This is a genomic window from Streptomyces sp. I05A-00742 (assembly GCF_013055795.1).
Lineage (GTDB): Bacteria > Actinomycetota > Actinomycetes > Streptomycetales > Streptomycetaceae > Streptomyces.
On the sequence record NZ_JABETO010000009.1, the window covers coordinates 147,056 to 170,245 of the forward strand.

General features: G+C 73.7%; 21 protein-coding genes. 8 read left to right on the forward strand and 13 right to left on the reverse strand.

Translation table 11 applies throughout. The features are described from left to right. Nucleotides 1–44 precede the first annotated feature (44 nt). Nucleotides 45–836 carry a putative hydro-lyase gene (locus HN013_RS11855; RefSeq protein ID WP_171165976.1) on the reverse strand — a complete coding sequence of 264 codons (792 nt, stop codon included), beginning with the start codon at nucleotides 834–836 and terminating at the stop codon, nucleotides 45–47. Between the two features lie 99 nt (nucleotides 837–935). Then, nucleotides 936–2,336, reverse strand: a complete 1,401-nt coding sequence (locus tag HN013_RS11860; RefSeq protein WP_171165978.1) for an FtsW/RodA/SpoVE family cell cycle protein — start codon at nucleotides 2,334–2,336, stop codon at nucleotides 936–938. 529 nt (nucleotides 2,337–2,865) lie between these two features. On the opposite strand from HN013_RS11860, the gene HN013_RS11865 reads away from it, so the two are divergent. Further along, nucleotides 2,866–3,939 (forward strand): S1 family peptidase, encoded by a 1,074-nt coding sequence (locus tag HN013_RS11865; RefSeq protein WP_171165980.1) that lies wholly within the window; start codon nucleotides 2,866–2,868, stop codon nucleotides 3,937–3,939. Nucleotides 3,940–4,011: 72 nt separating this feature from the next. Here the strand turns inward: HN013_RS11865 and HN013_RS11870 are convergent, their stop codons facing one another. The 3 genes from HN013_RS11870 to HN013_RS11880 all read right to left on the reverse strand — a co-directional run bounded on the left by HN013_RS11870 (nucleotide 4,012) and on the right by HN013_RS11880 (nucleotide 6,236). After that, nucleotides 4,012–5,064 carry an NAD(P)-dependent alcohol dehydrogenase gene (locus HN013_RS11870; protein ID WP_171165981.1) on the reverse strand — a complete coding sequence of 351 codons (1,053 nt, stop codon included), beginning with the start codon at nucleotides 5,062–5,064 and terminating at the stop codon, nucleotides 4,012–4,014. 142 nt (nucleotides 5,065–5,206) lie between these two features. Next, on the reverse strand, nucleotides 5,207–5,593 hold the full coding sequence (locus HN013_RS11875) for a hypothetical protein (RefSeq protein ID WP_171165983.1): 387 nt from the start codon (nucleotides 5,591–5,593) through the stop codon (nucleotides 5,207–5,209). 10 nt (nucleotides 5,594–5,603) lie between these two features. Continuing rightward, nucleotides 5,604–6,236: a hypothetical protein gene (locus tag HN013_RS11880; RefSeq protein WP_171165985.1), complete on the reverse strand. Its 633-nt coding sequence runs from the start codon at nucleotides 6,234–6,236 to the stop codon at nucleotides 5,604–5,606. A 115-nt stretch (nucleotides 6,237–6,351) separates the two neighbouring features. Here HN013_RS11880 and HN013_RS11885 point away from each other — a divergent pair, with 115 nt between their 5' ends. Then, nucleotides 6,352–7,338 (forward strand): helix-turn-helix transcriptional regulator, encoded by a 987-nt coding sequence (locus tag HN013_RS11885; protein WP_398979308.1) that lies wholly within the window; start codon nucleotides 6,352–6,354, stop codon nucleotides 7,336–7,338. 4 nt (nucleotides 7,339–7,342) lie between these two features. Here HN013_RS11885 and HN013_RS11890 read toward each other — a convergent pair whose 3' ends face one another. Together HN013_RS11890 and HN013_RS11895 are read right to left on the reverse strand one after the other, a co-directional pair. After that, nucleotides 7,343–8,623, reverse strand: coding sequence for a mannosyltransferase family protein (locus tag HN013_RS11890; protein WP_171165987.1), 1,281 nt, complete (start codon nucleotides 8,621–8,623; stop codon nucleotides 7,343–7,345). Between the two features lie 106 nt (nucleotides 8,624–8,729). Continuing rightward, the gene (locus HN013_RS11895) at nucleotides 8,730–9,425 is read right to left on the reverse strand and encodes a TetR/AcrR family transcriptional regulator (protein WP_171165988.1); all 696 of its coding nucleotides are present in this window, start codon (nucleotides 9,423–9,425) and stop codon (nucleotides 8,730–8,732) included. A gap of 239 nt (nucleotides 9,426–9,664) precedes the next feature. On the opposite strand from HN013_RS11895, the gene HN013_RS11900 reads away from it, so the two are divergent. From HN013_RS11900 to HN013_RS11910, 3 genes are all read left to right on the forward strand, one after another. Beyond that, nucleotides 9,665–10,102: a hypothetical protein gene (locus tag HN013_RS11900; protein ID WP_171165990.1), complete on the forward strand. Its 438-nt coding sequence runs from the start codon at nucleotides 9,665–9,667 to the stop codon at nucleotides 10,100–10,102. Between the two features lie 176 nt (nucleotides 10,103–10,278). Continuing rightward, entirely contained in the window at nucleotides 10,279–11,355 is a 1,077-nt protein-coding gene (locus HN013_RS11905) for a hypothetical protein (RefSeq protein WP_212764242.1), read from the forward strand. A gap of 134 nt (nucleotides 11,356–11,489) precedes the next feature. Continuing rightward, nucleotides 11,490–11,933 (forward strand): MscL family protein, encoded by a 444-nt coding sequence (locus HN013_RS11910; RefSeq protein WP_171165992.1) that lies wholly within the window; start codon nucleotides 11,490–11,492, stop codon nucleotides 11,931–11,933. A gap of 85 nt (nucleotides 11,934–12,018) precedes the next feature. Here the strand turns inward: HN013_RS11910 and HN013_RS11915 are convergent, their stop codons facing one another. Then, on the reverse strand, nucleotides 12,019–13,503 hold the full coding sequence (locus HN013_RS11915; protein ID WP_312018576.1) for an MFS transporter: 1,485 nt from the start codon (nucleotides 13,501–13,503) through the stop codon (nucleotides 12,019–12,021). Nucleotides 13,504–13,959: 456 nt separating this feature from the next. Between HN013_RS11915 and HN013_RS11920 the strand changes: the two genes are divergently transcribed. Then, nucleotides 13,960–16,107, forward strand: a complete 2,148-nt coding sequence (locus HN013_RS11920) for a SpoIIE family protein phosphatase (RefSeq protein ID WP_171165994.1) — start codon at nucleotides 13,960–13,962, stop codon at nucleotides 16,105–16,107. A 149-nt stretch (nucleotides 16,108–16,256) separates the two neighbouring features. Here the strand turns inward: HN013_RS11920 and HN013_RS11925 are convergent, their stop codons facing one another. The 3 genes from HN013_RS11925 to HN013_RS11935 form a co-directional block, all read right to left on the reverse strand. Beyond that, on the reverse strand, nucleotides 16,257–18,074 hold the full coding sequence (locus tag HN013_RS11925) for a M4 family metallopeptidase (protein ID WP_312018577.1): 1,818 nt from the start codon (nucleotides 18,072–18,074) through the stop codon (nucleotides 16,257–16,259). Between the two features lie 310 nt (nucleotides 18,075–18,384). Further along, nucleotides 18,385–18,828: a gamma-glutamylcyclotransferase family protein gene (locus HN013_RS11930; RefSeq protein ID WP_171165996.1), complete on the reverse strand. Its 444-nt coding sequence runs from the start codon at nucleotides 18,826–18,828 to the stop codon at nucleotides 18,385–18,387. Between the two features lie 24 nt (nucleotides 18,829–18,852). Continuing rightward, nucleotides 18,853–20,112, reverse strand: coding sequence for a streptophobe family protein (locus tag HN013_RS11935; protein ID WP_312018578.1), 1,260 nt, complete (start codon nucleotides 20,110–20,112; stop codon nucleotides 18,853–18,855). A gap of 170 nt (nucleotides 20,113–20,282) precedes the next feature. Here HN013_RS11935 and HN013_RS11940 point away from each other — a divergent pair, with 170 nt between their 5' ends. Continuing rightward, nucleotides 20,283–21,056 carry a DUF998 domain-containing protein gene (locus tag HN013_RS11940; RefSeq protein WP_212764243.1) on the forward strand — a complete coding sequence of 258 codons (774 nt, stop codon included), beginning with the start codon at nucleotides 20,283–20,285 and terminating at the stop codon, nucleotides 21,054–21,056. Beyond that, a complete protein-coding gene (locus tag HN013_RS11945; RefSeq protein ID WP_312018579.1) occupies nucleotides 21,053–22,003 on the forward strand; it encodes a hypothetical protein in 951 nt (316 codons plus the stop codon). Before HN013_RS11940 ends, HN013_RS11945 begins: the two co-directional genes overlap by 4 nt. 275 nt (nucleotides 22,004–22,278) lie before the next feature. On the opposite strand, the gene HN013_RS11950 is transcribed toward HN013_RS11945, so the two are convergent. Continuing rightward, the gene (locus HN013_RS11950) at nucleotides 22,279–22,491 is read right to left on the reverse strand and encodes a helix-turn-helix domain-containing protein (RefSeq protein ID WP_171165998.1); all 213 of its coding nucleotides are present in this window, start codon (nucleotides 22,489–22,491) and stop codon (nucleotides 22,279–22,281) included. A gap of 2 nt (nucleotides 22,492–22,493) precedes the next feature. Further along, on the reverse strand, nucleotides 22,494–23,075 hold the full coding sequence (locus tag HN013_RS11955) for a hypothetical protein (RefSeq protein WP_171166000.1): 582 nt from the start codon (nucleotides 23,073–23,075) through the stop codon (nucleotides 22,494–22,496). Between the last annotated feature and the right edge of the window lie 115 nt (nucleotides 23,076–23,190).

Here is a 23,190-nt window from a genome sequence, read left to right on the forward strand (position 1 = left end):
CGGGCCGACCGACCCGGGCCGGGGCCGATTGATCCGAGCCTGGGTCACAGGACGCGGTACGCGCTGTCCCGGACGTCCGTGACGAACATGTGCCCCGGCGCGTGGGTGATCGCGAAGGGCGGTGCCGAGGCCGTCAGCGCCGCCTGCGGAGTGACGCCGCAGGCCCAGAAGACGGGCACGTCGCCCTCGCGGGCCGTGCAGGGCTCGCCGAAGTCCGGCCGCGCCAGGTCCTCGATGCCGAGCTCCGCCGGGTCGCCCACGTGCACGGGCGCTCCGTGGACGGCCGGCATGAGCGCGGTCAGCCGCCGCGCCGTCCCGACGAGGGCGGCCGGGACGGGGCGCATGGAGACCACGAGCGGACCCCGCAGCCGCCCGGCGGGCCGGCACTGACGGTTCGTCACATACATGGCCACGTTGCGGCCCTGCTCGATGTGGCGCAGCGGGACGCCCGCCTCGCGCAGCGCCCCCTCGAAGGTGAAGCTGCACCCGATGAGGAAGGAGACGAGGTCGTCCCGCCAGACCCCGGTGACGTCGGTGGGCTCGTCCACCGGCTTCCCGTCGCGCCAGACACGGTACTGGGGGAGATCCGTCCGCAGGTCCGCGCCCGGGGCGAGCGGGGTCGTGACCGCGCCGGGGTCGGTGACGTCGAGGACCGGGCACGGGCGCGGGTTGCGCTGGGCGAAGAGCAGCACGTCGTAGGCCCAGTCGGCCGGGACGGCGATCAGATTGGCCTGCGTGTGGCCGTCGGCCCAGCCGGCGGTGGGCTCGCGGCGTCCGGCGCGGAAGGCGGCGCGGGCGTCGGCGGGGCGAGTGGTGGCGCGCGTGGTCGTTCCCATGGACACCTCGCTGAGGTGAGGGGTTGGCTGTGCGCCGACCCTAGGGATTGTTGAGCAACATGGCAAGAGAGTCTGCGGGCAAGGGAGTTCAGGATCCGGCTAGCTCCGGATCAACTGGGTCGCCTGCTCGTCCACTCCTCCCGCCGGTTCAGGTGCCGGTCTGCGGGCCGCGTCGCTGATCTTGAGGAGCAGGCCGACGAGCACCCAGGTGGCGACCTGGGACGAGCCGCCGGAGGCGAGGAACGGCAGGGCCTTGCCGGTGAGCGGGATGAGGCCGGTGACGCCGCCGGCGACCACGAAGACCTGGAGCGCGAGGGCGCCCGACAGGCCGGTGGCGAGCAGGGTGCCGAACGCGTCGCGGGCGCCGAGTGCCGCGCGGAAGCCGCGTGCGACGAGGAGGGCGTAGAGCAGCAGAACGGCCATCAGGCCGGCGAGGCCCAGCTCTTCGCCGATGGTGGTGAGGATGAAATCGCTGCGGCCGGCGAAACCGATGAGGTCAGAGTGGCCGTTCCCGAGCCCGGTGCCCAGGACGCCTCCGCTGCCGAAGCCGAACAGGGCCTGGGCCGACTGGTCGGATTTTATTTCCGGGGGGCGGGGGATGTCCCAGAACGCCATCGGGTGCAGCCAGGCGAAGACGCGGGCCTGCACGTGCCGTTCGAAGCTGCCGACCACCGCGGCGCCCACGGCGAACATCAGCAGGCCCGTCACCACCCAACTGCCGCGCTCCGTGGCCGCGTAGAGCACCATCACGAACAGCCCGAAGAAGATCAGCGACGTGCCGAGGTCCCGTTCGAAGATCAGAACCAGCAGGCTCAGCAGCCACACGGCGGCGATCGGCCCGAACTGGCGGCCCCGGGGCAGATGGAAGCCCAGGACGCGGCGGCTGCTCAGGGCCAGGGCGTCCTTGTGCTGGGTGAGATAGCCGGCGAAGAAGACGGCGATGCCGATCTTGACGAACTCGCCGGGCTGGAAGGAGAGCGAGCCCAGCCGGATCCAGCGTTTGGCGCCGTGGGTGTCCTCGCCGAAGAACGCCGGAGCCATCAGCAGCACCAGCGCACCGAAGATCATCACGTACATGTACCGCTGGAGATGGCGGTGGTCCTTGAGCAGGGCCGGGACCGCCACGCAGACGGCGAGCCCGATGGCGCTCCACATCAGCTGGTCGGGCTCGACCGGGTCGGCGTGGTGCCTGATGGCGTACGAGATGTCGAGCCGGTGCAGCAGCACCAGGCCCAGGCCGCTCAGGGCCGCGGCGATCGGCAGGATCAACGGGTCGGCGTACGGGGCGAATCTGCGCGTCATCGCGTTCCCGACACCGGCGGCGGCCGAGAGGCCCACCGCGTACCGGATCAGGTCGCCCGGTACGCGCTCCTCGATGGCCAGCCCCACGCAGACGTAGCCGGACAGGGTGAGGAACACCGCGAGGGCCAGCAACCGCAGTTCGGTTGCGCGTGCTTGTGGCACGGCAGGTCGCGCCACCCTCCTGTCTCCCGTGCCCATCGCATCCCTCGGTTCCCGTACGGCCGCCGTCCGGCGGTGCCTGTCGTCCGGCGGCGCACGGTGGTCGCGCGCCCCATTCGAAGAGTCCGGCGGGCTCCGAACGGTTGCGCAGCGATCACAACTTCCTTGGCAGCGGAGGGGGTTGGCGTGACGGCGATTTACGGTCGTTGTGCGCGGGGGCCGGACAGCTGCCGGAGGTCTGTGCCGGTGGCGGATGCCGGTTCCGGCCGGTCCTCGCGACCTTCGCGAAGAGCGCGCGGCGGCCGGACGCCGCGGGGTCGGCGGGCCGCCGCGGCGCGCCCTGGCGGACGTGGGTGAGGTGTCGAATTTCCCTTGGTTTCGGAGGCGTTGACGGGTGCTGTCTCTTGTGAGGCGGACCGAGGCGGTCCGATACTCGGTCCACGTTTGGCATGGACGCGACGATTTCGTTCGTTCGGTTCGGCCCGTTCGGCACGGTCGTCGCGACCGGCCCCTTGCGTCCTCCGGGCCCGCCCCACGGCGGGCACACCCCCCTCACAGGAGGCACGAGTTGAACAGAGCACGGATATCCACACGCCGCATCGCCCTCGCCGCGAGCGCCGCGGTGGTCATGACGGCGACCGCCCTCGGCGTCCAGGGCGCGGGCGCGGCACCCGCCCCGGCCCCCCGGGACCTGACGGGCACTCAGGCCGGTGCGCTGGCCCAGCGGATCACCGACGACCTCGGCACCCGGACCGTCGGCGCGTACTACGACGCCACGGCCAGGAAACTCGTCGTCAACGTGGTCGACGCCGACACCGCGGCCACGGTGCGGGCGGCCGGCGCCGAACCCAGGACGGTCGCCCGCTCGGCCGAGCGGCTCGCCTCGGCCCGCAGGACCCTGGAGTCGGACGCCCGGATCCCGGGCACCGCGTGGTCCGTCGACCCCCGCACCAACAGGATCGTCGTCAAGGCCGACAGCACCGTGCGCGGTGCGCGGCTGGCGCGGCTCGACAAGGTCGTCGCCTCCCTCGGCGACGCCGTCACCCTCAAGCGGACCTCCGGCACCTTCCGGCCGACCCTGGCCGGCGGTGACGCCATCTGGGCGCCCAGAGCGCGCTGTTCCCTGGGGTTCAACGTCACCAAGGGCGGCCAGCCGCACTTCCTGACCGCCGGGCACTGCGGCAACATCTCGACCACCTGGTCCGACCGGCAGGGCGGCGCCGCCATCGGCAGGACGGCCAAGTCCGTCTTCCCCGGCCACGACTACGCCCTCGTCAAGTACACCGCGAACATCGCCCACCCCAGCGCCGTCAACCTCTACAACGGCCGGCAGCAGAACATCACCGCGGCCGCCGAGGCCACCGTGGGCGAGCAGGTGCGGCGCAGCGGCAGCACCACGCAGGTCCACGACGGCGAGGTCATCGGCCTGGACGCCACGGTGAACTACGCGGAGGGCACGGTCACCGGAATGATCGACACCACCGTCTGCGCCGAGCCCGGCGACAGCGGCGGCGCCCTCTTCGACGGTTCCTCCGCCCTCGGCATCACCTCCGGCGGCAGCGGCGACTGCTCGTCCGAGAGCGAGACCTTCTTCCAGCCCGTCACCGACGCCCTGCGCGACCTCGGGGCCCAGCTGCCCTGACGCCCCGCGCACCGCGACCCGGCCCCCGGACGTCTCCCTTCCCGCGTCCGGGGGCCGTCCGCACGGAGGCGGTCAGATGGTGGCGGTGTCGATGACGAACCGGTAGCGGACGTCGCTGGCCAGCACCCGCTCGTACGCCTCGTTGACGCGGGCGGCGTCGATCACCTCGACCTCGGCGGCGATGCCGTGCTCGGCGCAGAAGTCCAGCATCTCCTGGGTCTCGGGGATGCCGCCGATCATCGAGCCGGCGAGGGACTTGCGGAGCGTGATGAGGGCGAACGGCGAGACGGTCAGCGGCTGCTCCGGACCGCCGAGCTGGACCATGGTGCCGCCCGTCCGCAGCAGGCCCAGATAGCTGTCCAGGTCCAGGTGGGCCGAGACGGTGTTGATGATCAGGTCGAAGGTGCCCGCCAGCTCCTCGAAGGTCTCCGGGTCGGAGGTGGCCCGGTAGTGGTCCGCGCCCAGCCGCAGCCCGTCCTCCTTCTTGCGCAGCGACTGGCTGAGGACCGTGACCTCGGCGCCCATCGCGTGGGCGATCTTCACCCCGAGGTGGCCGAGGCCGCCCAGGCCGACGATCGCGACCTTCTTGCCCGGACCCGCCTGCCAGTGGGCGAGCGGCGAGTAGAGCGTGATGCCCGCGCACAGCAGCGGGGCGGCGGCGTCCAGCGGGATGCCGTCGGGGATGCGCAGGGCGTACCCCTCGTCCACCACGAGCCGGGTGGAGTAGCCGCCCTGCGTCTGCTCCCCGTCCCGCCCGGCGGCCGCGTAGGTGCCGACCATGCCGAGCTCACCCGTGCAGTACTGCTGGAGACCCGCCCGGCAGTTCTCGCACTCCCGGCACGAGTCGACGAAGCACCCGACGCCGACCCGGTCGCCGACGGCGTACCGGGTCACCTCGGAGCCGACCTCCGCCACCACACCCGCTATCTCGTGCCCGGGCACGATCGGGTACACCCGGTCACCCCAGTCGCCGTGGACGGTGTGGATGTCGGAGTGGCAGATACCTGCGTACTTGATGTCGATGAGAATGTCGTGCGCGCCGACGGCACGCCGGGTGATCGTGGTCTTCTCGAGCGGGGCCTTCGGGGCCGGTGCGGCGTACGCGGCGACGGTCGTGTGGTTCATGCCCCCGATCCTGCGCCCCCGCGCGGGGCGCAGCCAGCACCCCGCTCAACCTACGCTCGCGGTGCCTACCACTGGCAGGACCACGTTGCGCCGCGGGTCACCGCGCTTGGCGTCGTCGCCGTCCACTCAGTTCGGCGATGGCCTACTTCTGCCCGACGATCCGGACGGTCGCACCGGGTGCGACGTCCACGGCCTTCACGCCTGCCGCACCGGTCACCAGTTGTCGCAGCGCGTCCAGCTGGGCGGTGTCCAGGGAGAGGTTGAACGGCACCCTCTCCTCGGGAGCGGAGTCCGCCGTGACGGGGGCGAACTCGTAGACGTCCCCGGGATTCACGAAAACGAGGGTCACCTTCTCGCCGACGTTGAGCTTGTCCAGCTTCACACCGTTGAGAGCCTGACCGACAGGCGCCAGGAGTTCGGGAGCGAGACCCAGCTCCGCAACCCTGAACCGGTCCTCGGTGAACTGGCTGACGACGATCAGCCCTGCTTGCACGCTGATCGTCTCGACGTCCGTCTGCGGCGCGGTCATGGTGCCCCTCTCACTGCTCGCGGTGGAGTTCGGTGACGATCTTTACGCCGTTCTTGACCACGTTCTCGTACAGCCGCTGCGGTACGTCGGTGCCGGGGCGGCAGTCCATCGCCGACAGGGAGAAGTCGATCAGGTGACGGATGGCGCGGGCGGTGGACTCGCTCTGCTTGTGCTTGTTGTAGTCGTCCACGTACTTGTCCGGGTCCGAGTTCGAGTAATGGATGCGGGATTCCTGCGTGCGTGCGTGGAACTCCGCACGTGCGGGTTTGTTCCGCAGGTTCAGACCGAATCCGCACACGTCGGTGTACGGCTTGGCCCCCGGCTCGTGCTTGAGCGTGGTCACCTCCACGAGGCGCTGCCAGCGCTCGTCCATGTAGAAGCGGGCCGTGACGTCGAAGCTCTCGGTCGCCGCCGCCTGGGCGCTGCCGAGCAGAGCGTCCGCGAGGATCGACCCGCCATCTCCGGCGGACCCCTTGGATCCGAATACCGCGCGGCTGAGGGAATCCGCCTTGGACGTCATGTAAGCCCTGGCCATGTCCCACTGGGTCCTGCCATGCGCGTCCCGGACCGGCTCGGCCTTGTACGTCCCCTTGTACGTCCCGAAGTAGGACTCGAACCTCTCGCCACACTGCTGCTCCACCACAGACCCCAACCCCTCCTGGTTTCCAAGGTGTTGGCGCGGCCTTCCTTGGCCGAGCCGCAGAAGACCTACCCCTGCCGCATCGCCTTAGGCACTTCGCTTCCGTGAGTAGACGCGAATGAGCCACTCACTCAAGCTCCGCACCGGGGCGGGTGCTGATCGAGTGGTTACTCCGGGTGAAACTCCGGCTTTGGCTAGGGTGGGGGACGTGGCAACCAAAGTGACAGAGCTCAGCGAGTTCCTCCGCTCCCGTCGCGCCCGGCTGCGGCCGGAGGACGTCGGGCTGACGCCCTTCGGCGGTCGGAGGCGGGTGCCGGGGCTGCGGCGGGAGGAGCTGGCGCAGGTCGCGGGGGTGAGCGCCGCCTACTACACACGGCTGGAGCAGGGGCGGGGGCAGAATGTGTCGGCGTCGGTGCTGGACGCCATCGCCGACGCGCTCCGGCTGGACGGGGCCGAGCGGCACCACCTGCACAAACTGGCCCGCCCGGCGAACAGGCCACGGCGTCCGGCCGACCGTCCGCAGCGTGTGCGGCCCGCCGTGCAGGACCTGCTGGACTCGATGGAGAACGTGCCCGCGCATGTGCTGGGCCGGCGGCTGGACATCCTCGCGTGGAACCGGATGAACACGGCGCTGCTGGGCGACTTCGGGGCGCTGCCGCCGCAGCGGCGCAACATGGCGTGGATGGTCTTCCTCGACCCCGCCACCCGGGAGCTCTACGCGGACTGGGACGGCAAGGCGGCCGACATCGTCGCGCTGCTGCGGACGCACGCCGGGTGTTATCCCGAGGACCCCGCCCTGGCCTCGCTGATCGGCGAGCTGTCGATGAAGAGCGAGGAGTTCCGGGGGCTGTGGGCCGCGCACGACGTCCGGGACAAGTGCTTCGGGATCAAGGAGCTGCGCCACCCCGTGGTGGGGCCGCTGACCCTGGCCTGCGAGACGCTGGTGCTGCCCCTGGACCAGGACCAGCGCCTGGTCACCTATCACGCGGAGCCCGGTTCGCCGTCGGCCGAGTCGCTGCGGCTGCTGGCCAGCTGGAGCCTGGAGGCGGCCGGTGGCACGGCGGCGCCCGCGGACGGGCGCGACGCCGTGTCGGGCGAGCGCTGACCGGTCAGCCGGCCCACTTGCCGGAGGTGAAGACGAGGGTGAGCACGGTCGCCAGCGGCGCGGCCACCCCCAGGTAGGCGCTCCGGATCCATGGGCGGCGCACGCTCCACACGGCGAGCGCGACCCACAGCGGCCACCACAGCAGGGTGGCCCGGGGCACGGACATGTACCAGTACGAGGTGCCGAGCGCCCATAGGCTCAGCGCCATGTACACGACCTCGGGCCACTGCCGCCGGCGGATCAGCAGGGCCAGCAGCAGTACGCCGACCACCATGGCGACGAGCTCCGCCTGGAACATCGCGGCGTAGTTGGTGGGGTGGAGGTGGGAGAAGGCCCCGTCCCAGGTGTGCAGCCAGGCTTCCCACGGGGTGTGGAACTGGCGGTACCAGCCGCGTTCCTGCGCGTGCTTCCAGGCCATCCAGTCGCCGGTGTGTGCCTGGAGGTACCAGGAGTAGGCCAGGGCGGGCAGGGCGGGGACGGCCAGCCAGCCGGCCGAGCGCCACCGGCGGCGCTCCCGGCCGGCGAGGAGGAACTGCACGGCCAGCGCCGCGGCCAGGAAGAGGCCGCTGATGCGGACGGTCGTGGCCAGGGCGCCCAGTGTTCCGGCGAGGGCCCAGCGGTCCTTGCGGGCGGCGAGCCAGGCGGGCAGGGCGAAGGCGAGGAAAAGGGCCTCGGTGTAGCCGGCGGCCAGGAAGACCGTGCACGGGGACACCAGCAGGAACAGCGCGGCGCGGGGGCCGACGCGTTCCCCGGTCGCCGCCGGCAGGTGGAGCCGGGCGGTGCGGGAGAGGGCCACGGCGGCCACGGCGCCGGCGGCGAAGGAGATCAGCAGTCCGGCCAGCGTCCAGCTGGGCACCACGGTGTGCACGGCCCGTAGGGCCATGGGCAGGCCGGGGAAGAACGCCTCGCGGTTGTCCGGACGGGCCGAGCCGGGGGCCCCGGGTTCGGCGAAGTAGCCGTTCTCCGCGATGCGCTGGAAGAAGCCCCAGTCCCAGCGGGCCCACAGGGAGAGGAACGAGGGTGCCTGCTTCGCCTCCGGGTCGGGCGTGAACATCCAGGCGGCGCAGTACACGGTGAGCAGGATGCCCACCCGGGTCAGGAGGTACAGCCCGAGTACGGTCCGGTCCGTGGCGTCGAGCCGGTCGAGTCTCAGGAACCGGGCGACGGGGGCGGGGAAGGAGAAGGAACGACCCGGTCCGCGTTCCAGGGGAGGCTCGTCGGGAGCCGCCGCGTCCGCTGGGCACCGCTTCCCCGACGGTGCCTTCGGTATCGGTATCCGGGCCATGCTGGGGCGCCTCCCTGATGTGCGGGTCGAGCGAACGGGACGCCACAGCACATCACAGACGTCGCAGCCCCCCAAAGCCGCGGGTGCCGCCGGGATCGCGGCGGGCTCAGCGCGGTCCGGCCGCCCGCAGGGTCTCCAGCCCGTCCAGGAGGCGGGCCAGCCCGAACTCGAAGCGGCTTTCCATGTCAGGTGCGGTGAGTTCGTCGGCCAGCTCGACGAGGTGGGGGTAGCGCTCGGCGGGCAGGGCGACCAGCCGGTCCCGGGCCAGGGCGGCGGCCTCGGCGGGGGTCGCCCCGCGTTCCTCGGCGGCCGACATGGGGACGGCCTCGTGCAGGACGAAGCCCTGCACCCAGATCATCACCGTGTAGGAGGCCAGGGCCGTGTCCGACGGGCCGAAGCCGAGGCGGCGCAGCAGCCCGAACGTCTCCTCCAGCGGCCCGAAGGCCCGGGCGCCCGGGGCGAAGCGGCCGGCGAGCACCCGTACGGCGGAGGCGTGCGCCAGCAGATGGGTCCGCAGCCGGCGGGCGGCGATGGCGACGCACTCGCGCCAGTCGCCGGGCGTCGGTACGCGGCCGGGCGGGAGCGGCACGTACCCCTCCCAGAGGGCGTCGCCCGCCAGGTCGAGCAGCTCCTCCTTGTTCTGGACGTGCCAGTACAGCGAGGCCGCCTGAACGCCGACCTCGGCGGCCACCTTCCGCATGGACAGCCCCTTGGAGCCCTCCCGCTCCAGCAGCCGCAGCGCGGCATCCGCCAGGTCCTCCCTGGTCAGAGCGGTGGTGGTGGCCGTCCGGCGCGCTGCCATCGTCCTCTGCCCCCTGTGGGTTCCCTTCCGGGCTTGCAATCTAACACCGTTAGTTCGAAGCTAACGCCGTTAGGGAAGTGTCTGACGCGAGCCCTCGCCGTCTTCGGCGCTGGTTCCGCGCTGTGCGCGCTCGCCGGGGGTCCGGCGCGGCTCGTCGCCGGCCGGGCCGTCCAGGGGCTCGGGGCGGCTCTGCTCACGCCGGCCTCGCTCTGGTGCTGGCCTTCCGGGTGCTCCCGGACGTGCCCCGGTCCGGCGCCCGGCCCGACCCGGGAGGTCAGGTCAGCGTCGCCCTGGGCGCGGTCCCGCCCGAACGGGCGGGTATGGCATCGGCCACCGTCACCATGACCCGTGAGGTGGGCGGAGTGGCCGGAGTCGCCGTCATGGGCGCGGTACTGACGGCCCGTTTCGAGTCCGTGCTGCGCGAGCGGCTGCCCTCCGGCGGCGCCGCGGACACCTCGGCGCTGACCCACGCCGTCACGGCCGGCGGCCCGGCCGGTGGACTGCCGGAGCGGACCGGACGGGTCGTCAACCAGGCCTTCGTCATGGGCCTTCACCTGGCGGCACTGGTGTCGGCGGCCGTGCTGTGCGCGACGGCCGCGGCCGTCCTGCTCCTCATGCGACCGCCGCGGCGGGACACCGCGGCCGAAGCGGCCGGGGCGCTGGTGCGCCGCTCCTGACGGCCCGCTAGTGTTCCCCGAACGGAAGCCGGGACCACACACGTTCACCCCTTCTCGGGGCCGCGGGAGAGAACGTGTGGTCCCGGGCGCGGCGGAGGGAACCCTCAGCGGGGGAACTCCCTCTCCCCAACCGGAAACGTGCAGAGGTGGACACAACCCGAATGCGGGGACAGTTGATGACAGGAAGAGTCGCACAGCGACGGTCGTCGGGCGTGCGGAAGGCGGCCAGGGGCGCGGCGGTGGCGCTGACGGCCGGGGTCGTACTCGCGGGCACCGCGTGGTCGGCCGAGGCAGCTCCGGCGGTGCGGACCGCCCCGGACCGAACCGATTGCGGCGGGTTCCGCGCGGCCGCCGCCCCGGCCGTGCCGGCCGCCGACCGTGACCAGGCGCCCGAGGTGCCGCCCACCGCGGCGGGCACCCGCGCCCTCTCCTACTCCGTCGCCTCCGCCCAGGCCCCCATCGGCCTGTGGTCCAAGGCCGGCCTGACCCTGCGCACCCCCGTCACCAAGGGCACCGCGCGCCTCGACCTCAGCAGCCGCGGCTTCAGCACCGACTCGGTGGCGGTCCAGCGCTACGAGCCGGCGAAGCACGCCTGGGTGGACCTCGACACCAAGCCGGGCGGGGGCAGCTGGCCGCAGCGCGGCACCTTCACGTTCCCGGTCTCGGCCCCGAAGGCGAGCGCACGCAACCCGTACGCCGTCGCCCTGCGGTTCCAGGACCTCGACCGTCCCGGCACCCTCACCGTCGACGCGTCCGTCGCCGACGGCCGCGGCCACACCTACCGGGCGCCGTCGCGCACCGTGACCGCCACCCGGCCCAAGGTCGCCGTCACCGGCTGGACGGGCGGCACCGCCACCCTGCGGCGCGGCGGCGAGGCACGGCCGTTCACCATCACGGTCCGCAACACCACCAACCGCAGCTACCCGGCGCTGAACGTCAACTACTTCGCCTACGGCGCCGGAAAGCAGCACGCCCTCACCCCCAAGGACCTGGTCCTCCAGCAGTACCGGCCGGGCCACGGCTGGGAGAAGGTCGCCCTGACGGCCGGCGGCTGCGACCCGGGGATGGGCGCCTCGCTGCGCCCGGCCAGGACCGCCGTCGCCCCCGGCGCCACGGTCGTCTACCGGCTGCGGCTGGCCGTCGCGGCGTCCGCGCCCCGCGACGTGGTCAAGGCGGACAGCGGCTTCTCGGTGAGCAACGGCGACCAGGCGTTCTTCTCCAAGCGGCTGCCCTTCACGATCCGCGGCAAGTAGCAGGACCGCGCGCCGCGTCGGCGTACGGCAGGGGAGCCGCCCGGGACGACCCGGGCGGCTCCACCGGTTTCCGGCGGACAAAAGGTAGCGTTCTGGGCGCTACGTCCGAAATACCCGACTCCAGGAACCGGTTTATGCTCAAGGGATTCAAGAACTTCGTCATGCGCGGCGACATCATCGTCGTCGCGGTCGGCCTGACCATCGCGCTGGCGCTGAGCACCCTCATCAAGGCGTTCACGGATTTCGTCATCAATCCGCTCATCACGAGCATCCAGGGTGATCATGCCCTGGGGCTCGGCTGGCAGCTCGGCCGGGCCGGGAACAAGGCGACCTACCTCGACCTCGGCGCCTTCATCTCCGCGGCCGTGTACTTCCTCATCTTCATGGCCGTCGTCTACTTCGCCATCGTCCTGCCGTACCGGCACATCCAGACCCGGCGCGGCGTCACCGTCTTCGGCGAGCCCGGACCGCTCCGCACCTGCCCGGCCTGCCTCTCCGAGGACCTGCCCGCCGCCGCCTCCCGGTGCCGTCACTGCTGCGCGGACCTGACGGCGGCGGGTGGGCGGGGACATATCTGACGGCGGGTGGGCGCGGGCACCTCTGACGGCGGGTGGGCGCGGGGATCCCTGACGGCGCGTCACGGCCCCGCCCGGGGCCGTGCGGTCACTCGCCCCGCGCACCCGTCAGGTTCCGGCCGGGGCGGGACGGTCCGGTCCCGGCGGTGTGGGCGCGGCGGGCGGTGCGCCGCGCCCGGTCGCCCGTGACCAGGGCGCCCAGCAGCATCACCACCGCCCCGCACGCCCCCATCAGCCACCAGGCGGGCCGCGCGGCGTCGGCGAACGCGGTGACGCCCGGAGCGGTGCCGCCGGGCAGGCCCGCGGAGAGGACCGCGCCGATCGCCGCGACGCCCAGGGACACCCCGACGCGGCAGCTCGTCGTGCTGATGCCCGAGGCCACGCCGGCCCGGGCGGCCGGCATGCCGTCGACCGCGAGGTGCGTGGCGGGGACGTCCACCAGGCCGATGCCGGCCCCGATGCAGGCGTAGCCGGCGATGGTCGCGCCGACGCAGCAGTCCGTTCCGCACACCGCGAAGAGCAGCGAGCCCGCCGCCAGGGCCGCGCCCGCCAGGACCAGGGGGGTCCGTGACCCCAGGCGGCCCTGCAACCGGCCCGCCAGGGGAGCGGCGGCGACCGTCGCGGCGGGCATCGGCAGCGTCCACAGCCCGGCGACGAGCGGCGAGAGCCCGCGGGCGTCCTGGAGGTAGAGGGTGCTGAGGAAGAGGAAACCGCCGAGGACGGCGAAGGCGCTCAGGGAGATGACCACCGCCCCGCTGAACGGCACGCTGCGGAAGAACCTGGGGTCGATGAGGGGCTCGGCCCGGCGGCGCTCGTACGCCGCGAGACCGGCGAACGCGGCGAGGGCGACCGCGGCGGCGGCGAGCACCGGCGGTGCGAGGGCACCGCGGTGCGGGGCGTCGATGACGGCGTAGGTGAGCGGGCCCAGCAGGGCGATGACCAGCAGCTGGCCGACCGGGTCGGGCCGCCGGGGGACGGCGGCGCGCGACTCGGGGAGGCCGCGGAAGGCGAACGCCAGCGCGGCGATCCCCACCGGCACGTTGATCCAGAAGACGGACCGCCAGCCGCCGCCCGCAACGAGCAGACCGCCGAGCAGCGGCCCGGCCGCCATGCCGACGGCGAAGGACGCGGTCCAGGCACCGATGGCCCGGGCCCGGCGGGCCGCGTCCGGCGCGATGTGGGTGATGACCGACAGCGAGACGGGAGCGAGGACGGCGCCGCCGAGCCCCTGCACCGCCCGGAAGGCGATCAGCTCGCCCGTCGAGGACGCCAGACCGCACAGCGCGGACCCGGCCGTGAAGAGGGCGAAACCGAGGAGGAGCATCCGGCGGCGGCCCGCCCGGTCGGCCACCGACCCGGCGAGCAGGATCAGCGACGCGACCATCAGGTTGTAGGCGTCCATCGTCCACTGCATCCCGGCCACGGACGCGTGCAACTCCCGCTGCACGGCGGGCAGCGCGACGTTGAGCGCGGTGGAGTCGAGGCCCGCCATGAACACGGCCAGACAGCACACCGCCAGCGCCGGCGCCCGGCAGCGGCGGCCCGCGGCGGCGGGCACGGACGCCTCGGTCACCGGCCGCCTCCCCGGACGCGGTGTGCCGCGCGGCGGCCGGCGGCCGGTGCCCGGCGGCCCCCGGTGGAAGTCCCCGCGCCCCGTCCGGCGGAACTCCCGGAATCCGTTCTCCTGATCCGGAGCGGATTGGCGCAGGAATGGCGGGCATCGATTTCACTGCGATGGAGCCGGAAATTCCGCGAGGAAGTCACGATTTCTCCCGAGGGGATTATGGGGTGCGGGCGCGGCGTTCGGCCCGCGCGTCCCGGCCCAGGCTACGAAGCCCGACGGCCCTGCCACGTCGGGCGAAAGACCGATCCGGAGGGGGACCCAGCCTCCCCCGATCGGCGGAGCGGAATTCCTACGACGGGCCGGTACCGCGGCCGGACGCTTAATCGCCGCGACCCGCGGGAACAATCAGTCCGGCCTCGATTCGTGCGGTCCGCCGCACCGCACCGAGAAACGGGATGAATCCTCATGGACACGAATGCCGCACCGGATGCTCCGGGACCGCCGCCGGACGCGGCCGCCCTCGGGGAATGGGCGCTCGCCCAGTTCCCGATCGGGATCGCGGTGTACGACCGCGACAACCGGCTGGTGAAGGCCAACGTCGAGATGCTCCGCCTGAGCGGCCTGGACGGTGAGGGGCTGGCCGGGCGCCGCCTCGACGAACTGCTCCCCGGGCCGCCGTTCGAGGAGTTCGCCCGGATCGGCGACGAGGTCCTGCGCACCGGGCAGGCGGTCCGCGCCGACAACTACTTCGTGTCGCCGGGGGACGGCCGCGAACGCGCCTGGGCCAGCTTCTTCACCCCGCTCAAGGACGCCGAGGGCCGCACCCACGGCCTCTCCCTCGCCGCCCTCGACGTCACGGCGGAGTACCGCGCCCGGCAGCGGCTCGCCCTCGTCAACGACGCCGGCGCCCGCATCGGCACCACCCTCGACATGGACCGCACCGCCGCCGAGCTCGCCGAGTCCACCGTCGGCCGGTTCGCCGACTTCGTCGCGGTCGACCTGCTCGCGGAGCGGGAGGCCGGTGATGCCGGCGGATCGGCGGGGGCGGGGGAGGGGGACGGCGGACGGCCGGCCCCGGGCGAGGCCGTGGTGCTGCGCCGCACCGCGCGGCGCTGGGTGGCCCACGAGGGCCCGCCCGTCCCCGCGGCCGCGCACGACGGCACGTACCGCTGCCCGCCGGACTCACCACCCGCCCTCGCCCTCGCCGCCGGCAAACCCGCCCGGCACCGCGGCGACGAACCGGCCGTCCGCTCCTGGGCCGAGGGCACCCCGGGCCTGCCGTCCGCCGTACGGGCCCGCGGCGTCGGCTCCCTCCTCGCCGTGCCGCTGACCGCGCACGACACCGTGTCCGGCATCGCGCTGTTCGTCCGGCATCCGGGCACCGAACCGTTCGACGACCACGACCTGCTGCTCGCCGAGGAGATCACCGCCCGGGCCGCCGTATGCGTCGAGAACGCCCGGCGGTACGCCCGCGAACGGGCCGTCGCCCTGACCCTCCAGCGCAGCCTGCTGCCGGCCCGGCTGCCCAGCCACGCGGCCGTGGAGGTCACCTCCCGCTATCTGCCCGCCACCTCGCAGGCCGGGATCGGCGGCGACTGGTACGACGTGATCCCGCTGTCCGGCGCCCGGGTCGCCCTGGTCGTCGGCGACGTCGTCGGGCACGGCCTCCAGGCGTCCGCCACCATGGGCCGGCTGCGCGCGGCCGTCCGTACCCTCGCCGACATCGACCTGCCCCCCGACGAACTCCTCACCCACCTCGACGACCTCGTCGTCCAGCTCTCCCAGGACCGTGCGGCGGAGGTGCGGGGGCAGGACGCCGACGCCGATCCGCGCGAGATGGGCGCGTCGTGCCTCTACGCCGTCTACGACCCGGTCTCCCGGCACCTCGTCCTCGCCGGCGCCGACCATCCGGCCCCCGTCCTGGTGACCCCCGACGGCACCGCCCGCTTCCTGGAGCTGCCCTCCGGCCCGGCGCTCGGCGTCGGAGGCCTGCCGTTCGAGTCGCTGGAGGTGGAGCTCCCGGAGGGCAGCCTGCTCGCGCTCTACACCGACGGACTCGTCGAGGGGCACGGGCCCGGCACCGGCGACGAGGGCGGGCGGCTGCTGCGGCGGACGCTGGCCCGGCCCGCCGCGCCGCTGGAGCGCACCTGCGACGACGTCCTCGCCGCGCTCCTGCCCGAGCGGCCCGCCGACGACATCGCCCTGCTCCTCGCCCGCACCCGGGCCCTCGACGCGGACCAGGTCGGCTGCTGGGAGCTGACGGACCACCCCGCCTCGGTCGCCGACGCCCGCAAGCGCGTCGCGGCCCAGCTGGCCGAGTGGGGACTGGAGGACCTGACCTTCACCACCGAGCTCGTCGTCAGCGAGCTGGTGACCAACGCCATCCGGCACGCCGAACCGCCCATCCGGCTGCGGCTGATCCGCGACGGCGCGCTGATCTGCGAGGTGTCGGACGGCAGCAGCACCTCCCCGCGCATGCGCCGGGCCCGGGCGTTCGACGAGGGCGGCCGGGGACTGCTGCTGGTCGCCCAGCTCTGCCGGCGGTGGGGGACCCGGTTCACCGCCGCAGGCAAGACCATCTGGGCGGAGCAGTCGCTGTCGGCCGCGGCGTAGCCGCCCGCCGGTGCCGGCGTTTTGTGTCCTGCTCCGCCGTGGACGCGGGTGTCAGGCCGCTCGCGGGGCCTGTCGGAGGACAGAGACCATGCAGCGCGTCCGCTGAGGGGAGACGGGCCCCGGCCGCTGCGGCCGGGGCCCGCGGGTCGTCAGCGGCGGGCGGACGGGGTGTTGGCCTGGGTCACGTTGACCGCGGCCCACGCCTTGTCGACGGCCTTGTACTCCGCGCTGTCGGCGCCGTGGATGTCCGCGGCGGCCTTGAGCGTGGCCGTCCTGGCCTCGTGGAAGTCAGTCGTGGAGACCATGTACCGGGTGAGGGCCCGGTAGAAGATCTGCTCCGCCTTGTCCCGGCCGATGCCGGTCACCGTGGAGCCGTCGTAGGTCGGGGAGTCGTAGGAGAACTTCCCGATGGTCTTCTTGCCGCTGCCCTCCGCCAGCAGGTAGAAGGCGTGCGAGGAGACGCCCGAACCGGCGTGCACCTCACGGTCGTAGGACTCGGGGTCCCAGTGGTCGACCGTGCCCTCCAGCTTGTCCAGCGAGGGCTTGTCGAGGCGGCGCAGGAACTGCTGGTCCAGGCCGAGCTTCTCGCCCAGCAGGTAGTTCGGAGGGTTGCCGGCGTTGTTCGTGCGGAACTCCATGCCGGTGCCGAAGATGTCCGCGAACGACTCGTTGAGCGAGCCGGCCTCGCCGAACTGGTTGCCTGCGGAGTCCACCCGGGTGGGCTGGAAGCCGGCCGTCGCCTCGATGACGCCGTGGGTGAGTTCGTGGCCGGTGACGTCGAGCGCCACCAGCGGCTGCTTGAACGTTTCACCGTCCCCGTCGCCGTAGAGCATGCACCAGCAGTCGGGGGACCAGAAGGCGTTGCCCACCTTGTCGCCGAAGTGCACGAGCGCGTTGGGGCCCTTGCCGTCGTTCTTGATGCCGTTCCGGCCGAACGCGTTCTTGTAGTAGTCGAAGGTGCTGGTGATGCCGAACTGGGCGTCCACGGCCGCGCTGGCCGGGTCGGAGGCGGTGCCGTTGCCCCAGCGGTTGGTGCTGTTGGTGAAGGCCTTGCCGCGGGAGAAGACGTCGAGCTCCTGGCCGCCCGCGGTGCGGGTCTCGGCGCTGCCGCGGCTGAGGTCCTTGAGGGTGAAGGAACCGCGCGCGGTCTGGGTGGTGGTGAGCGGGACGTCGCCGTCGAAGATCGAGGCGCCGGTGCCGGTCGCCCGGGCGGGGTACGTGGCGGCGGACCCGGCGCCGGCGGTCCGCGGCGCGGCGGCCGCGCCGAGGCGCGGGGCGGCCGTGCGGCCCTTGGCGCGCAGGGTGTCCTTCAGCTTGGGCGAGATGAACGCGTCGGTGAGCGGTGTGCTGCCGATGACCTTGCCGGAGACGGCGTCCACGGTCACGGCGCGGAGGGCGCCCTTCTCGTCCGCGCGGCTGCCGGTGACGGTCACCCGGTAGGCGAGGACGGACCTGCCGCCGGTGGCGTCCACCACCAGCTCCGTCCTGCCGGCCGTTCCCTTGGCCGACTCGGCGGCCCTCGCGGCGGCCTGACGCTCCGTCAGTTCGGGCTTGACGGAGGCGACGGCGACCTGGTGGCGGGCGGCCCTGGTCACGCCCGCGTAGCCGCCCTTGGCGTCGAGGTGGACGACGAGGTCGCCGCCGACCACCGGAACGCCCCGGTGGGCGCGCTCGAAGCGGACGTGGCGCTTGCCCTCGGGGTCGACGAGGGAGTCCTTGACGGTCAGGGTGTCCTGCTTGCCGACGCCGGTGTCCTCGGCGTGGGCGACGGCCGCGGAGCGGGCCGCCTTCACCACGTCGGCGCCCGCGGCCTGCGAGGCTCTGGCGTCCGGTCTCGCGGCGGCGGCCGTGGCGGTGGCCGTGCCCGTGGCCGGGGCGGCCAGGGCGGCCCCGGCCGTCGTCGCCGCCGCTGCCACCGCGACGGCGACGATGAGTATGCGGCCGGGGGTTGTGGGGGATGTACGCACTGTTCAGCGCCCTTTGCGTCATGACGGCCCGGGGTGCCGGGCCGCTGGCGGGGGGCGGTGCTGTCACTCGTGCACCGCGGGAACCTGTGGTCCCGCGCAGACTGTGCAGTGCTTGGCATGCTCATGAAAAGAGCGTTTACACGGTGTTCACAACAGTTGATCAACATTTGACACTGCGTCAACTGAGGGTGAACAACAGGAAACTGGCCGTCCACTTGACCGGAAGGAGCGGCTGACAGACCGTCAGGTTGCCCCGGTTCGGAAACCGTTCAGCATGTGGGACGGCCGGTGACGTGGCGCACGGCCGCCGTCACGCGCCGCGCGGCCAGGTGCCGTCCGGGATCGGCGTGCCCTCCGCACGCAGCCGCCGGGCGATCCGCTCCGCGGCCAGGTACACCCACGCGCGGGCGGTGCCGCCCCGCTCCGTGCGCACCTCGCGTACCACCCGGTCGTAGAGGCTTCCGGGGTCGCCCGGTACGCAGTCCTCCAGCACGTCGAGGGCGCGGAGCACCGCGGCGTGCCCGGCGGGGGCCAGGACCATCAGTTCGCCGTGGATCTCACCGCGCGGCGCGGCGACCGCGTACGGGTAGCCGGGGCCCTCGTACAGCAGCGCGCCCGCCAGCCGGGCCGGGACCTCCTCGGTCGTGCGGCCGCGCAGGAACGCGTCGTAGTTGTGCCCGCCGCGCCGCAGGGTGCCGTAGACGAAGACGGGCAGTGGTGTTCCGTCCGTCGTCGCCTCTGCCGTGTCCGCCATGTCGCCCCCTCCGGCCGTGCGCCGTCACCTTATCCGGCGGCGCTCCGGGGACACCCGGGCGAGCACCCCGCCCAGGGCCCCCGCCACCAGGCCCCAGAGCGCGCCGAGGCCGAGCAGCAGCGGCAGCCGGGGGCGGAGCCGGACCTCCCCGCCGAACGCGTCGAGTTCGCCGAGGCCGATGAGGGACAGGCCGTAGCGGGCCGAGATCCGGGTGAGCAGTCCGGCGGCGACCAGGGCCACGGCCAGGGCGGGTGCGAGGCGGACGGCCTGCCGCCACCACGGCGCGGGGAAGCGGCGGGCCATCAGGAACCCGGTGGCCGCGAGCGCGAGCGCCGCGACGACGACCAGGACCCAGGCCCGGTCGTCGTACCGCCCCAGCGACGCCAGGTCCACCGTCGCCGAGCCGCCGCCCGGCTCCCGCAGCACCGCGGCGAGGGCGTGGGGCACCGGCAGCCCGATGGAGTCGGGCACCCTTCCGTCCCAGGCGCCCCCGAGACCGACGCCGAGGGCCATCCAGGCGAGGTTGGGCAGGCCCAGCAGCAGGACGGCCGCGGTCTCCGCCGAGTGGCCGCGCGTGATCAGGGTGACGACACCGACCACCAGCCCCAGCAGCACGTACCCGAGCAGCAGTCCCACCACGGCCCGGACCGGGGGCCGTACCGCCTCCTGGACGCGGCGCAGCGGCGGGGGCAGCGGAGTGCGCCGGGCGGCGAGGACGATCACCACGTACAGCACCACCAGCCACAGCAGCCCACGGGCCAGGGTGGCCGGCACGTCCGTGCGGAAACCCGCCTCCGGCTGGACGCCCAGGGCGTCGCCGAGCTCGTCGAGCAGCGAGTCCCCGAGACTGATCCGGAACGTGTGGTGCGCCGTCAGGGCGAAGGGCAGCAGCGCCAGGACCCAGAGGACCGCCGTGCGGGCCGCCCGGGCCAGCAGTTCCCGGCCGTCCGGCGCGGGTCCGTGCCGCAGCGGCAGCAGCAGGGCGGCGGCCGCGGCGAGCGCCCCGGACAGGGTCACCGAGAGCGGGACGACGGCGAGCGTCGCACCCGTACGGCCGAAGGCCCCCGCGCCCCCGGTCAGTTCCACCGTTCCGCCCACGCCGGCCACCACGGTCGCCGCCAGCACGCCGGGGAACGCCCCCGACGGCAGGTCGTCCGCCCCCGCGGCCCACAGGCCCAGGGCGGCGGTGACGACCATGGCGGCCACGGCCGCGGCCACCGCGCCGAACGCCTCCGCCCAGGCGCGCGCGGACTCCCGGGGACGGGACCTCGACAACTGGCTCACGCGGACCTCGCACCTCTCGTTCGACGGGCGGCTGACCTCGCCGTATGGCTCGAACCGTATGCCCGGGGAGCGCATGTCACCCGTCCGTCGGGGCACCCGGGGGAAGCGAACGGCCCACTTGCGGGGGACGAGGTTCCGGTACACACAATGAAGCCTGGGGTGGCGCGAAGATGAACGACGGCACTGACAGCAGTTGCCTCGACCACGGGAGGAAGGCCCTGTCGTCCGAACCGTCCTCCCCCGGCCGCTCGCGGACCGCGCTCGCGCCCGCCGGGCCCCGGCGCGTCCCGCCGCCCGCCCCGCCGCGGGGCCGCGAGCTCGCACGGACCGTCGTGGCGCCCCTCCTGCTGGTCACGGCGGCCGTCGTCTACAACGACTGGCTGCTGGAGTTCCTGCTCCCCACCGGCCTCGACCCGCGCCACTCCTACGTCAGCGAGCTCTTCGCCGCCGACCAGCGCTTCCACGTCCTGTTCACGACCGCGGAGCTCGTCGCCGCCACTCTCGTGGTGGCCGGCGCGCTGCTGGCCCGCGACCCGCGAGCGGGTGCGCCGGCGGAGGGCGGATGGTGGTGCCTGGTGGCCTTCGGGGTGTGTTCGGTGGCCGACGTGATCGTCCCCATGCGGTGCGCCCCCTCGGTGGAACCCGGCTGCGAGGCCGTCAACCCCTGGCACACCGCCACCAGCGGCCTCGTGCACGCCGCCCTCTTCGGCTCGATGTTCCTGCTCACCGTCGCGGCGGCACGGACCCGGTGGCCCGTGCCGCACCGGTGGGCCCCCTGGGTGCCGGCCGCCGCCCTGGCCACGGCGGTCGCCACCGTGGGACCCCTGTTCGGGCACCCGGGCTGGCACGGCGTCCCCCAGCGGGCCCACCTGGCGCTCGTGGGCGCGTGGTTCGTCCTGCTCGCCGCCGGCCTGCGCGGCTCGGCCCGCGCCTCGGGGCCGTGACCGGGCGCCGCGCGCTGCTCCGCGGGGCGCTGGGCGCGGTCCTGGTTGCCGCGGGAGCCGCGGGCTGTGACAGCCGGGAATCCGGGGCCGGACCCGGGGGGACGGGCACGGCGTCCCCCACGGCCCTCCCCGCCACCACCGCGTGGCGCCCCGACGCCACCGACGTCGCCCCCGAGGTGAAGCTGCGCGCCGTCCGGCTCGTCGAGGCCCTGGGCGCCTGGTCCGCCGGGGGCGGCGGCCCGGACCGCGCCCGCGAACGGCTCGCCGCGCTCGGCCTGCCCGCCGGCCTCGCCGCACAGGCCGGCGCCCTCCGGCCGCCCGCGGACCGGGCCGCGCTCCAGGTCGTGTACGCCCAGTACGGCGGGATCACCGACGACGCGGCCAGCGTCCTGGTCGTCTGCCGCCAGTGGACCCGCACCGGCACCGGGCCCGTCGTCCCCGGCGGCACCACGGTGGACGTCCGCCTCACCCGGAGCCGCCCCGACCCCACGGTCACCGCCCTGCACCCCGCCGCGCCCGTCCGGCCCGCGGCCGACCTGTCCGCGACGGCCCGTCAGGTGCTCGCCGACCGGCGCGTCGTCCTGCCGCCCGCCGCCGAGGCGGACGTGCGCGGCGGCGGCGTGCACGACAGCGTGCTGCGGACCATGCTGCGGCTGGGGCGGACGTACCGGCTGGACGTGAGCGTCCTCCGCTCCGGCCACCCCCGGAACGTCTTCGACACCGACCGGCCCAGCGACCACCCTCCGGGCCGGGCCTTCGACGTCTGGGCGATCGACGGCCGGGCGGTGGCCGCCCCCCGGACGCCGCGCGCGCTCGTCGAAGCCTTCATGCGGGCCGCGGCCGACGCCGGCTCCTACAACGTGGGCGGGCCGGTCGCGCTGCCGGGCGGGCTGTTCTTCTCGGACGCCACGCATCATGACCATGTGCACGTGGGCTTCGACCGCTGAGGGCACCGCAGTCCGTGACCGAATGAGACGCGGCTCACAGCCGAGAGGATGTCACGCCGAGGGCACCCGTGCCCCTCTCAGGAGTGGAAGCACCGAGAGGGAAGGCGTACTCCGGAGACCGCACGGCCCCGTCGGAGTGACGGCTCGCTCCGTGGTCAACGGTGGTCCGTGCAGCCCCGCCCGCCGCCCGTGCGCCGGGAATCCCCCGTGCCCGTGTGCGGGGCGGTGGGCGGGGCGTTGTCCGGGCCTTTCTCTCGGTGGGCCGGCCGGAGTCGTCAGTGTTCTCCGGAGGGGCGGGAGGGTGGTCCGGCCGCGGCGGTGTTCATGATGTCCATGATTTCGGCGAGGTCGTACAGGGCGCGCTGGGTGCTTCCGTACCGGGTGATTCGGCCCCGGCTCGCCCATTTGCGGACGGTGGCGGGGGAAACGTCGGCGGCCAGTGCCGCGAGTTCGGTGGTGACGAGCCGGTCCTCTCCGTCGGGTGGCATATTCATGCGACGCCTTCGGCGGGGTGCCGGCTCTTCCGGAGTTCCCGTAGGAGCTCCAGCCACTGGTGCGGAAGCCAGGTGTGTCCGGCCGCGCACCTCACGTGTGTCGTGTTCCGGTGTTCCCCGGTTTTCCGGTTTCCCGCGGCCCGGTCGGACGCGGGGGCGGGGGAGAGCGGTTCCTCGCATCCCGGGAGGACGCACCGGCCGAGACGGACGGTGGCGAGGGACGCCTTGACGCAGGCCGAACGCCGGGCGTTCTCGGTGGTGTCGAGAATCTCCTCCATGAAATCCTTGGCGGCGGTGTGCGCCAGTAACCAGTTCAGGTGGGTGAGGAGGAACGCGGCGAGCGCGTCCGGGCGTCGGCGCGGTGCTCCGGTTTTCCGTTCGTCCGCCACGAGCGCCGCCCAGGAGGACAGGATGCCCAGGATGTCCGAACGTGTCGCCATGGCCTCCTCGTCGAGGGGCGGGCCCGAGGTGCGCCGCGTGCCGCAGCCGACCGGCCGGAGCAGGCTCTGCCGGCGGGGGAGCAGGGCGGCCTCGCAGTCGGCGTAGATCTCCGGCAGTTCGCCGAGGGCGAGCTGCACCGTGCGGCGGCACGCGGCGCACGGCCGGGGTCCCGGTCCCGGGGTGCCGGGAGGCGCCGGTCGGCGCGGGTGGCCGTGACGGCCCGTGATGCATTCCGAAGAGCTCATTCCCTCT